This window comes from Streptomyces sp. NPDC087859, assembly GCF_044742595.1.
GTDB lineage: Bacteria > Actinomycetota > Actinomycetes > Streptomycetales > Streptomycetaceae > Streptomyces > Streptomyces canus_F.
Window position 1 is genome coordinate 57241 of record NZ_JBIUUU010000022.1, and the last position, 11893, is coordinate 69133.

The 11893-nt window shown below is 71.1% G+C and carries 9 protein-coding genes; 4 read left to right on the plus strand and 5 right to left on the minus strand.

The window, feature by feature from the left end; genetic code table 11:
• Positions 1-10 precede the first annotated feature (10 nt).
• Positions 11-1180 (plus strand): lactate 2-monooxygenase, encoded by a 1170-nt coding sequence (locus ACIOHP_RS40840; RefSeq protein WP_401895419.1) that lies wholly within the window; start codon positions 11-13, stop codon positions 1178-1180.
• On the plus strand, positions 1177-2154 hold the full coding sequence (locus ACIOHP_RS40845; protein ID WP_401895421.1) for a 2-hydroxyacid dehydrogenase: 978 nt from the start codon (positions 1177-1179) through the stop codon (positions 2152-2154). Before ACIOHP_RS40840 ends, ACIOHP_RS40845 begins: the two co-directional genes overlap by 4 nt.
• Here ACIOHP_RS40845 and ACIOHP_RS40850 read toward each other — a convergent pair.
• The 3 genes from ACIOHP_RS40850 to ACIOHP_RS40860 form a co-directional block, all read right to left on the minus strand.
• On the minus strand, positions 2151-3749 hold the full coding sequence (locus ACIOHP_RS40850) for an RICIN domain-containing protein (RefSeq protein WP_401895423.1): 1599 nt from the start codon (positions 3747-3749) through the stop codon (positions 2151-2153). The two genes, ACIOHP_RS40845 and ACIOHP_RS40850, sit on opposite strands and share 4 nt — an antisense overlap.
• A gap of 523 nt (positions 3750-4272) precedes the next feature.
• A complete protein-coding gene (locus ACIOHP_RS40855; RefSeq protein WP_361490757.1) occupies positions 4273-4650 on the minus strand; it encodes a toxin Doc in 378 nt (125 codons plus the stop codon).
• Positions 4651-4653: 3 nt separating this feature from the next.
• A complete protein-coding gene (locus tag ACIOHP_RS40860; protein WP_361549988.1) occupies positions 4654-4899 on the minus strand; it encodes a hypothetical protein in 246 nt (81 codons plus the stop codon).
• Positions 4900-5056: 157 nt separating this feature from the next.
• Between ACIOHP_RS40860 and ACIOHP_RS40865 the strand changes: the two genes are divergently transcribed.
• Both ACIOHP_RS40865 and ACIOHP_RS40870 read left to right on the plus strand, forming a co-directional pair.
• Positions 5057-5248 (plus strand): MGMT family protein, encoded by a 192-nt coding sequence (locus tag ACIOHP_RS40865; protein WP_401895426.1) that lies wholly within the window; start codon positions 5057-5059, stop codon positions 5246-5248.
• Positions 5245-5985: a 2OG-Fe(II) oxygenase gene (locus ACIOHP_RS40870; protein ID WP_401895428.1), complete on the plus strand. Its 741-nt coding sequence runs from the start codon at positions 5245-5247 to the stop codon at positions 5983-5985. Before ACIOHP_RS40865 ends, ACIOHP_RS40870 begins: the two co-directional genes overlap by 4 nt.
• A gap of 62 nt (positions 5986-6047) precedes the next feature.
• Here the strand turns inward: ACIOHP_RS40870 and ACIOHP_RS40875 are convergent, their stop codons facing one another.
• Both ACIOHP_RS40875 and ACIOHP_RS40880 read right to left on the minus strand, forming a co-directional pair.
• The gene (locus tag ACIOHP_RS40875) at positions 6048-8291 is read right to left on the minus strand and encodes a glycoside hydrolase family 9 protein (protein WP_401895430.1); all 2244 of its coding nucleotides are present in this window, start codon (positions 8289-8291) and stop codon (positions 6048-6050) included.
• A gap of 257 nt (positions 8292-8548) precedes the next feature.
• Positions 8549-11647 (minus strand): glycoside hydrolase family 2 TIM barrel-domain containing protein, encoded by a 3099-nt coding sequence (locus tag ACIOHP_RS40880; RefSeq protein WP_401895432.1) that lies wholly within the window; start codon positions 11645-11647, stop codon positions 8549-8551.
• Positions 11648-11893 lie beyond the last annotated feature (246 nt).

The window sequence follows — 11893 nt, forward strand, 5'->3', positions numbered from 1 at the left end:
GACGTACGACATGGCCAAGCACTGGGCGGACTTCCAGTACGAGATCTATCTGAACGGCATGTCGGGCGCCGTACCGCGGCTGCCCACCGATCTGACCCGGCTGGAGGAGCTCACCGAGCAGCGCCTCGGCCCCGGCCCGGTCGGGTACGTGGCGGGCAGCGCCGGTGACGGGAGCACCGCCCGGGCCAACCGGGCGGCCCTGGAGCGCCGTCGGATCGTGCCGCGGATGCTGCGGGACGTACACGAACGGGATCTGTCGGTCGAGGTGCTGGGCCGCGCCCTGCCCGCCCCGCTGGCCCTGGCACCGGTCGGCGTGCTGTCGATCATGCACCCGGGCGCCGAGTCAGCCGCCGCCCGGGCCGCCGCGGCGCAGGGCGTGCCGTACATCCTGTCCTCGGCGTCCAGCACCCCGATGGAACAGGTCGCGGAGGCGATGGGGGACGCCGAGCGCTGGTTCCAGCTGTACTGGCCGAAGGACCCGCAGGTGGCCCTCAGCTTCCTCGACCGGGCCAAGGCCGCCGGGTTCACCGCGCTCGTCGTCACGCTGGACACCCCGTTGCTGGCCTGGCGGCCGCGCGACCTCGACCAGGCCTATCTGCCGTTCCTGCACGGGGTGGGCACCGCCAACTACTTCTCCGACCCGGCGTTCCAGGCGGGCCTGGCCAAGCCGGTGGCCGAGGATCCGAACGCGGCCGTGATGCACTTCGTCGGCATGTTCGCGGACCCGGGCAAGACCTGGCCGGACCTGGCGTTCCTGCGGGAGCACTGGGACGGGCCGATCGTCCTCAAGGGCGTCCTGCACCCGGACGACGCACGGGCGGCCGCGGACGCCGGGATGGACGGGGTGGTGGTGTCCAACCACGGCGGCCGGCAGGTGGCCGGTTCCGTGGCGGCGGCCGACGCGCTGCCCCGGGTCGCCGAGGCGGTCGGCGACCGGCTGACGGTCCTCTTCGACAGCGGGATCCGCACCGGCGACGACGTCTTCAAGGCGCTCGCGCTGGGGGCGCAGGCGGTGCTCGTCGGGCGTCCGTACGTGTACGGCCTGGGCCTGGACGGACAGCCCGGTGTCGAGCATGTGATCCGCTGTCTGCTCGCCGAACTGGACCTCACCCTCGCCCTGTCCGGGCACGCCTCCCCCACCACTGTGGGCCCCGCCGACCTGATCGAGGACCCCGTATGACGGCCCCGAAGAACGTGCTCGCCGTCGTCGCGCCCCATGTGGGCGGCCGCACCTCCGGGGCCGGGCTCGCCACGCTCTTCCCGGGCGAGGCGAACGTGACCGTCGTGGAGAAGACCGACGAGGACCCGCGGGCGCTGCGCGCGGCCCAGGTGATCATCACGGCGCTCTCCCCCGTGACGGCCGAGCACCTAGGCGCCGCGCCCGAGCTGGAGCTGGTGCAGTGCGCCAGCCACGGCTTCGACTACGTCGACGTGGAGGCGGCGCGGGCCCGCGCCGTGGACGTCTGCACCATCGGTTCCAGCGGCGCCGAGGCGCAGAACGTGGCCGAGCAGACTTTCGCCCTCATGCTCGCGCTCGCCAAGCAGCTCGTCCCGGCGCACACCGCGCTCGTCGAGGCGGACTGGGCGCTGCCCCGGCTCCAGCGCTCCCTGACCGAACTGTCCGGGAAGACGCTCGGCATCGTGGGACTGGGGCAGATCGGGCGGGAGGTCGCGCGGCGCGCGGTCGCGTTCGACATGAGCGTCGTCTACGCCGGACGGCGCCGACTGCCGCAGGAGACCGAGGCACAGCTGGGCGGCGCCCGTCATGTCCCCCTCGACGAACTGCTGCGCACGTCGGACTACGTCTCCCTGCACGTGCCGCTGACCGAGGAGACCCGGCAGCTCCTCGACGCCGGCCGGCTCGCGCTCCTGAAGCCCACCGCGTTCGTGATCAACACGGCGCGGGGCGCCCTGATCGACCAGGACGCCCTCGCCGACGCCCTGGAGAAGGGCGCCCTGGCCGGGGCGGGCATCGACGTCTTCGACCCCGAACCGCCCACGCCGGCCCTGCGGTTGCTGCGGGCCCCGGGCGTGGTGCTGTCGCCGCACGTCGGGGGTGTCACCCGGGAGACGCTGGTGCGGATCGCCCTGGCCGCCGTCCAGAACGTGGCCGGCCATCTGGCGGGCGATCCGCCCCGCGACGTCGTGAACTAGACGGGTCCCCCGACCGCCCGGGCGGTCGGGGTGCCGGTGCCCGGGACCGAGAGCGCACCGGCGGTCGGCACCACCGGGTCGGTCACCCAGCGCTGCCCGCCGGAACCGTCACGCACCTTGACGACGATGTCGGCGTCCGCCGCCCCGGTGGTGGAGGTCAGGGCGAGCTGCTCGTCCCAGCGGGTGAGCAACTCGCCCTGCACGGTGATGTCGTAGCGCACGTCGTCCGCGCGCTCGCTCTTCTCGTCCGCGCACGTCCCGAGGATCACCACACCGGCGTCCACGTGCGAGTCGAGGCAGAGGTCGGGGTTCGCGGCGCTGTGCAGCAGTCCGTCGTCGTCGTACGTCCACTTCTGGCTCTCGGCGTCCGAACAGGTCTCCAGTTCGGTGCCGGCGCCCTTCTTCACCTCGCCCCGGATGTCGAGGCAGAGGTCGGCGGCGACGTTTCGCAGTCTGGACTGCTTTGGAATCAGGGGGAGTTGGGCCGTGCCCGGCGGGGAGGAGGACACACCGTCGGAGGCCGACGCGCGGCCCCCGGAGGCGCTGGCGGAAGCGCCCGGCTCGGCACCGTCGTCCGACCACAGGTTCGCGGCCAGCACGCTGGCGAGCAGTCCGACGGAGGCCAGGCCCACCCCGGTGAGCAGCACCCGTGAGGGCCGCGGCCCTTCCGGGGGGCGGCGGCCGGGGGACGGGACACGGGACAGGAGGCCACGGCGTCCACCACCGTGCCGGGCGCCGCCACGACCGCGCGGGCCGGGATCGGTACGTCCCGGGCGGGACTCGAGGTAGCGGCGGGCGCCCCAGCCGAGCACCGCCTCGGCGAGCAGCGTGCCCAGGCCGCCCTCGAAATGGCTCAGTTGCTCGGCGGCGAAACGGCAGTAGCGGCACTCGGTCAGATGCTGCTGGACATCGGGCAGCAGGGCTCCGCCCCGGCGTATCGGGACGTCGAGGAGGCGGTTGTAGAACCGGCAATCCTTGGTCGGCGCGAGTTCCCGATGGGCGTGTACACAGCCCTCGCGGAATTTTTCCCGCGCCTGTTCGAGAGCGGCCGACGCGGTGTCGGTCTCCATGCCGAGCAGTCCGGCGGGGACGGCAATCGGTTCGGCCTCGACCTCGGTGTGCCAGAGCAGACAGCGGGCGAGTCCGGGCAGAACCTGGAAAGAGCGCTCGGCGAGTTTCCGGTTTTCGGGCGTCATGGACTTCGCCGCCCGCATACCGCGGCCACCGGCCGGTTTCCCGAGGTCCGGCAGAACACCGGATATTCGGTCCTCGGCCGACCACTCACGGACGGTGTCGCGGACGCGCACCAGAAGCCTCGGGCGCAGGGCGGTGGCCTGCTCGCCGAGTGCCAGCCGGTCCAGGACCTGGTGGAAGGCGGCCGCGGTCACCATGGAGGCGACGTCCGACCGGGAAGCGAGGCAGATGACGGCGTATTCATGGACGGCGGGCCAGTGCCGCGCCATCAACAGCGCGGCCGCCTGGGCCGCCTCGCCGTCCGGACGACCCCTGAGCAGGGAGGCGAGGTCGTCGTCGGATTCCCCCGTAACGCCGCCTGGTGGCGGGTAAGGGGGACGAGGGGGGTGGGGGGTGGGCACTGAGCGGATTCCTTCCCACGCGCAGGTGACTCTGAGAAGTTCTGCTCGCCGAAAAAGTCGGGGATTGGTGTATACCTTTTGGCGAGGGCGCGAGGAGTAGGAATTCGCCGACGACCCGTCCGCCCGGGTTCCCCACCGGACGAAAGAAGACCCGGCCATTTACCCCCCGCACGGGTAGTTCACCCTTGCACAACACTGTCATGACCAACAAGGCACTCGGGCAACATACGTACCGTTGAAAGAAAGTCAGAAACGGCCGCCACGCAGGTCGTCCTCGTGGGTTCACGGCATTTCAGGCGCCCCGTGTGAAACACGCGCACGCGCCGGAGCGACGCGCACGCTCCCGGCGCGCGCCACCCGGTAGTGCACTGGTACCGGCCCCTCGGAGGCCACGCGCAAGACGGCGGCTCTCCTGCGCGAAACGGCCGCCGACCCCGATCCTCCCGCCCTCGGTCGGCGGCCCCGAGGGCGGGCCGGGGTCGGTCCCGGCCGGGGCCGCGGGCGTCCGGTCGGCGGTCGGACCCTATATCTGCCAGGAGCGCAGCCGGTCGGCCGCGCCGTACACATCGGTCTTGCCGGAGATCAGATCGCGCGCGAGGTCGACGAGGGCGCCGTAGGGCGGATCGATGCCGGCGCCGCTGACGAACATGTAGGCCACCGCCGTCGCACAGGCGAAACGGGCGTTGGCCGACGGCAGCGGTTTGAGCAGGGCGAGGGTGTGCAGCAGCGCGGCGGCCCGCCAGGCGGGGTCGGAGTCCACGCCGAGGCGCGGCGGGTCGACACGGTGGCGGGCGACGGCTGCCACCAAGGCGGAGAAGTCGTTGACCGTGGGCTGGTCGGGCAGGACCTCTTCGTGACGCTGGAGCAGCCAGGGCACGTCGATGTGGACGACGGGAGCCATCGGTCAGACGCCCCGTCCCCCACCCTTGACCGCCGGTTCGTCGTCGGGGAACGCCGCGGCGAACTCGTCCGCGTGGGACGCGAAGAACCGCCGGAAGGCCTCCGCACCCTCCTGGAGCGCGCGATGCCGTGCGATGTCGGCCGCGGCCGCCTCCCGCACGAGGGCCTTCATCGACGTACCGCGCTCCTTGGCGATCTGCCGCAGGTCCTCTAGCTCGCGGTCACTGAACTCCACGTTGAGAGCTGGCATGTCCTTCACGGTACCGCTGGGGTACTTACTCGTAAATACTCCCTGCTCAGCGCAAGTAAGCAGGGGTACCGCGAGGTCTGAGCGCCCTGTCCGATTTCCGCCAGCACCCTCCCTGGCCGCGCAGCAGACTCGTAACGGAAGGGAAGGGAACGGACCCATGACAACGTGCACGACGATGCAGAGTCCGCTCGGTGAACTGCTCCTGGTCGGCGGGGAGTCCCCGGAGTGGCTCGACAACGTCCCGTACGGCACCACGACCACGTACGGCGCGCTCGCCCGGCTCCTCGGTGTGGAGCGCAAGGTACGGCTGCTCACGCTCGAGGGTGCGCTGCAGCCGATGCTCGGATGACGGGAGGAACCACCGTGACCCCCACGCTCGCACAGGCCCGCCGACGCGTCGCGCGGACCGACTGGGAGGCGCTGGCCGCCGCGCTGGACGAGCACGGCAGCGCGCCCACGGAGCAGCTGCTGACGCCCGCCGAGTGCGCCGATCTGGCCGCGCTGTACGAGAAGCCGGAGCTGTTCCGCACCACCGTCGATCTGGCCCGCCATCGCTTCGGTTCGGGCGAGTACCGGTACTTCACCCACGACCTGCCCGCACCGGTGGCCGCCCTGCGGGCCGCGCTCTATCCGCGTCTGCTGCCCGTCGCCCGCGACTGGGCGGCCCGGCTCGGCCGCCCGGCACCGTGGCCGGACTCCTTGGAGGAGTGGTTGGAGCGGTGTCACGCGGCCGGGCAGGACCGGGCGGCGCAGATCCTGCTGCGCTACGGGGAGGGCGACTGGAACGCCCTGCACCGTGACGTGTTCGGTGAGCTGGTCTTCCCGCTCCAGGTGGTGGTCGGACTCGACGCGTACGGCACGGACTACACGGGCGGTGAGTTCCTGATGGTCGAGCAGCGGCCCAGGGCCCAGTCACGGGGCACGGCCACCGTGCTGCGGCAGGGCCACGGTCTGGTGTTCACCACCCGGGACCGTCCGGTGCCCACCCGGCGCGGCTGGTCGGCCGGGGCGATGCGGCACGGCGTGAGCACGGTGCGCTCGGGCCGGCGGCACGCGCTGGGGCTCGTCTTCCACGACGCGTCCTGAACACGAGGGGCTCCATGACCTCGTGAAGAGGGTCATGGAGCCCCGGGCGGGTTGTTTCCGCGCTACGTCTGGTCGGCCACGAAGGACGCCATCCGGGTCAGGGCGGAGTTCCAGTTGATGGTGTGCTCATTGGTCGACCAGGACTGGATGTCGTCGATGTAGCAGAACTGACCGACGCAGCCCTGGAGTTTGCTCTGTGCGTAGGGGTCCTGGATGCTCGAGTTCGGTCCGCCGGCCAGGGTTCCCCTCGGCGGGTTCGGCTGGCTCGGGTCGAGCTGGTGGGCGTACCAACGGGCGTGCTGGTTGTGCGAGTTCACCTCTCCGTAGCCCGTCACGTACGACATGTTCAGCGCGTTGCGGCCGAAGATGTAGTCCATGGACTGCACGGCGCCGTCACGGTACTTGGAGCCGCCGGTGATGTCGTACGCGGTGGCGATGACGATGCCGTTGTGCAGGATCTGGTGGTTGGAGCCCCAGTCGTAGAGGTTGTCGGCGGGGCCGTACGGCATGCCGTACGGCTGTGCCTTGAGCGTAGCGAGATAGCCGTCCGCACCCTTGACCACCGACTGGCGCACCTTGTCCCGGCCGGGCAGCTTGTTCGGCACCGTGGCGAGGTCCAGGCGGGCGGCCGCGCCGGTGCGGGCCCAGTCATAGCCCATGGGGCCGAAGATGTCGGCGGTGTGGACCGGCGAGGCCAGCACATGGTCCGCGAAGGTCTTCTCCCCCGTGGTGAGATACAGCTCGGCCGCCGCCCAGTAGAACTCGTCGGTCACGTCGCTGTCGGGGTAGGCGCCGCCACCGGTGCCGTCGTTGGGGTCGGCGTAGATGTCCGGGTGCGCGAGGGCCGCGGTCCAGGCCTTGCGGGCCGCGGCGAGCGCCTTGGACGCGAACGCCTTGTCGTAGGGCCGGTAGAGGCGGGCCGCCTGTGCGGCCGTCGCCGCCAGGTTCAGGGTCGCCGCGGTGTTCGCCGGGTGCAGTTCGCGCTTCTGCGGATCCTCGCTCGGCAGCAGCGGCAGGCCCGTCCATGCCTCGTCGTGGACCTTGTGATGCGCCATCCCGGCCAGCGGCTGACCGGCCGGCACCTGCATCTTCAGCAGGAACTCCAGCTCCCAGCGGCTCTCGTCGAGAATGTCCGGCACCTTGTTGCCGCTCTCCGGGATGGCGAGCGTGCCGTCGCCGAGCTTCGCGGGCTGTCCGGTGCGGGCGTGCAGGGAGCGCTCGTAGGTGCTCAGCAGCTCCCAGGTGGAGATGCCGCCGTTGACGACGTACTTGCCGTGGTCACCGGCGTCGTACCAGCCGCCGGTGACATCGAGGGTGTAGTCGCAGACGCCCGGCTGACAGGGCACCTTGCTGTCGCCCTGGTTGGGCGCGACGTCGACGTGGCCGGCCGCGCGGCCGTAGCCCGGGCGCAGGTCGTCACGGATCGCGATGCCGCTGCGCTGGGTGTAGTAGTACTTCGCGGCGTCCGTGCGGAGCTGCTCGTAGGCGCTGGTGCCGATGTCGAAGGGGCGGCTGGTCTCGCCGTCGGCGACCAGGGTGAAGTCCTTGCCCTGCTTCTTGTAGGAACCGAAGTCGATCGAGTGGACGTTCTGCGCGGACGAGGCGTCCGTTCCGCGAGGTGTGGTGGAACCCTGGGCGACCACACGGCCCGCGGCGTTCTTCAGCCGCCAGGGCAGCTTCGCGGTCGCGTCGGTGACCAGCGTGGCGTTCTTCGGACCGGAGGGCAGATAGGCGACCTGGTTGACGCGCACCCGGGGCCCGGTGTCCGGCTCGTACACCTCGGGCGGCACGCCGCCCAGGAGCGAGGCGTTGTCCACGCAGAACCGCCAGGGGTCCGCGCTGCCGCCGAGCTGGAAGCCGACCTGGGCCTGGGTGGCGTCGACGGGCGAGGTGAAGGTGTACGCGTAGGAGTCGCCGGACACGCTGAGCTGTGGGCTGACCTCGAAGTAGGTGTCGTACGGCGCGACCTGGAGGCCCACGATCGCGCGGACGACATGGTCGGCGGGCGAACCGTTCGCGGTGAAACTGAACTTGTACGACTCCCCCTTCACCAGGGTCACGTCGTTCTGGCCGACGGCGGCGTCCCAGCGGTTGGTCGTGCCCCCCGGCACGTCCGCGCACAGCTGTCCGTCGGACAGGCCCGCGGTGACGTTGGTGGATGCCCACCAGGGCTCGGTGGTGGTGTCGAACGTGCCGTTCTTGAGCTGCTCGACCTCCTCGGCGGCGGCCGTGGACACCGGGGAGGCGACAAGTGCCGCTCCCAGCAGGGCCGTCAGGGACAACAGTGCGGTTCTGCGTCTTTTCACGTCCGGGCTCCTCGGTGAGCTGCGGGCGCGCTCGATATGGGAGCGCTCCCAAAAGACGGTCGACGGCCATGCTTGTTCCAGGCATGACACCGCGTCAACGGTCCGGACGTAACGCTCCGCCAGGTTGCGCCGTTTGGGTCGGCTTTCGGGTGCGCCACCGTCGTGGTTGATCGCGCCCCGCGGCGGAGCCGCACAGTCGATGCAGCCCCGCGCCCCTGTCGGCGTCGGCGGACCGGCCGTCCGGACCGTGACGTGACTCAGGTCGCCGGTATCTCCAGCCTGCTGATGCGGATCGCCCCCTGCACCTCTCCCGGGTGGCCGCTGGTCAGGTTCAGCCGCAGTCGGGAGCCCCGGACCGCGTCGAAGGTGATCACCGTCGGCGCGTCCGAGGCAGTGGCCCACTCGACCGCCGCGCCCTGTACCGGCACGTACCGCTTGCCGTCCCACACCTCGGCCTCGACCGCCGCGGGCAGGCTGTGGGTCGCGCTCAGGGTGAAGGAGACCTCGACACGGTCCAGGGTCCGGGCGCGTCCGAAGTCCACGGAGACCCAGTCCTCGGCCCTGGCCCCGTTGAAGAGCGGCAGCAGGGCCGTGGCGGCCTTGCTGAAGGCGTTGGACCAGCCGGTGGCCGCGTCGCCGTCGAGCATGGCGGCGGGCAGGGTGTCGGGGCGGCCGGAGTAACTGGCGTCCGCGTAGGGGTGGTTCGGCGGCGCGGGGTGGTCGGGGGCGAACTCGGCCGCCGGGGTGGCCGCGGCCGACCGGGCCGGCCTGGTGCGCAGGCTCGCGGTGCCCGCCTTGAGGCCCTCCGCGCGGGCGGTCACCTTGAGCGCGCCCGGCTCCGTGCCCGCCCGCACGATCGCGAGCGCCTTGCCGCGGAAGGCGGTCCGGGTGCTGGCCTGGTAGCGCTCGGCGCTCTCCTCGCGCCCGTTGTCGAGCCCGGCGAGGGAACCGCCCTTCACCTCGAACGTGATCAGGTTCTCCGCGTCGGGTACGACCACCCCGCGCGCGTCGACGATCTCCGCGGTCACGAAGACCAGCGAACGCCCGTCCGCCGCGAGCGACTTGCGGTCCGCCGTCAGCCGTACAGCACGCGCCGGGCCCGCCGTGCGCAGCACGTCGGTGGCGACGGCCTTGCCGCCGCGGCGGGCCACGGCCTTCAACTCCCCCGCCCGGTACGGCACTTTCCACGTCAGATGGAGCTTGCCCGCGCTGCCGCCGGGGCTCGTGTAACTGCCGGGGTAGGGGCCGTCGGTGAAGGTCTTGTCGTCGCCGGTGGCCTCGGTGGTCTCCAGGTACTCCCGGCCGTCGACGGTCTTCTTGGTGTCGAAGGTCCGGGTGCCGAGGGACGTCCCGTTGAGGAACAGCTCGACGGTGGCGACGTTGGAGTACGCCCACACCTCGACCGTGTCGCCCTCCGCGTGGTTCCAGGTCATCGGCAGCAGATGGACCATCGGTTCACTGGTCCACTGGCTCCGGAAGAGGTAGTACATGTCCTTCGGGAAGCCGGCCGTGTCGACCGCCCCGAAGAAGGAGGCCTTGACCGGGAAGACGTCGTACGGCGTCGGCTCGCCGATGTAGTCGATGCCCGACCACAGGAACTGGCCCGTGAACCACTTGCGGTCCCGGTCCTTCTTGTGCCCGTACTCGCCGCTCATGGTCCACGAGGCGAGGTTGTTGTCGTAGGAGGAGACCGCGCGTCTGCCCGGGGTGTGGTTCTCGCCGGTGTTGAGGTGTTCGGGCTCCTGGTAGACGCCGCGGGTCGAGGTCTCCGAGGAGGACTCGGACTCGAAGAGGAACAGATGCGGGTACGCCTCGTGCAACTGGTCCACCGACTTGGCCGTGTTGTAGTTCAGGCCCAGGCCGTCCAGCTTGGCCAGCATCAGATCGGCCGCCGAGCCCTTGGCGGGCAGCCCCCGGTACTTGTCGGAGCCGATGATCAGCGGGCGGGTGTCGTCGACGGCCCTGATGGCGTCGATGATCCGGTCGGCCATGGCGAGTCCGGCGGTGGAGGTGGAGTCGGGGATCTCGTTGCCGATCGACCACAGCAGCACGGCGGGCGAGTTGCGGGCCGCGAGCACCATCTCGGTCGCGTCCCGCTCGCACCACTCGTCGAAGAACCGGCCGTAGTCGTAGCGCGTCTTGCCGGTCCTCCAGCAGTCGAACGCCTCCACCAGCATCACGATGCCCAGCTCCTCGCAGACCCGGATCATCTCCGGCGAGGGCGGGTTGTGGGAGGTGCGGAACGCGTTGACGCCCATCGACTTCATGAGGGTCATCTGCCGCCGGATCGCGTCGACGCTGACGGCGGCGCCGAGTGCGCCGAGGTCGTGGTGGAGGTCGACGCCTTTGAACTTGGCGTGGGTGCCGTTGAGGTGGAGGCCCTCGTCGGGGTCGATGCGGAAGGTGCGGATGCCGAAGGGGGTGCGGTAGGTGTCGACGGTCCGGCCGGCCACGCGGAGTTCGGTCAGCAGGGTGTAGCGGTGGGGGTCGCCGAAGTCCCACAGCCTGGGCTCGGGGACGGTGAGTTCATGGGTCTCCGTGGTCTCGTCGGTGAGGTCGACGGTGGTCGCCGCGCGGGTCACCGTCCAGCCGCGCGCGTCCTTGACCGTCGACCTGATCTCGACCTGCCGCGCGGCGCCCGACTCGTTCGCCACGGAGGTCTCCACCCGGACCACCGCCCGTTCCCCGGTGACGTCCGGCGTGGTGACGCAGGTGCCCCAGCGCTTCACATGCACCGGCTCGGTCACCACGAGGCGGGCCTCGCGGTAGATGCCGCTGCCCGAGTACCAGCGGCTGCTGGGCAGCCGGTTCCGCACCCTGACCGCGATCACGTTCTCGGTGGTGCCGTCGGTGTGCAGCAGGTCGGTGACGTCGAAGGCGAAGCCGGTGTAGCCGTAGGGGTGGCGGCCGGCCTCGGTGCCGTTGCAGTAGACGTACGCGTCCATGTAGACGCCGTCGAACTCCACCGAGATCCGCTTGCCGGCGTAGGCGGGCGGAAGGGTGAAGGCGAGGCGGTACCAGCCGAGGCCGCCCGGGAAGAAGCCGGTGCCGCTGGTGGTGCCGTGCTGTGTGGTGGGGGCGAGCTCGATGCTCCAGTCGTGCGGTACGGCGACCTGGCGCCAGGCCGAGTCGTCGTAGGCGGGGTCGGCGGCGCCGTCGTAGGCGCCGGTCGGGTCGGTGATCCCGCCCGGGTCGACCAGCGCGAAGCGCCAGCCGTCGCGCAGGGCGACCGTGCCGCGGCCCGAGGCGCCCCCGGCGGCGGCCTCGGCGGCCAGCGCCGCCGAGGGGCTCAGGAACGCTCCCGCCGCGGGCGCGGCGGCGGAGGCGATCAGGACAGATCTGCGAGTGACCGTCATGGCGTGCGGCTCTCCCTCATCAGGGCCCAGAAGTACTCACAACTGATCGTGAACAAACAGATTCTGACGCCGCGCCACACCGGACCGTCAAGGGTGCGCTCACACACGGCTGCCCCGGGCGTCACAACGGCCGGATGTCCCCCTTGCCCGTGCCCCCGGGTGCGCAGGGGGTTCCCGTCCGCGCGCGAGCGTGACGGACTAGTCTGGAACTCAAGTGACGTGCCTGTTCACTGTGAGTGTCCGCGA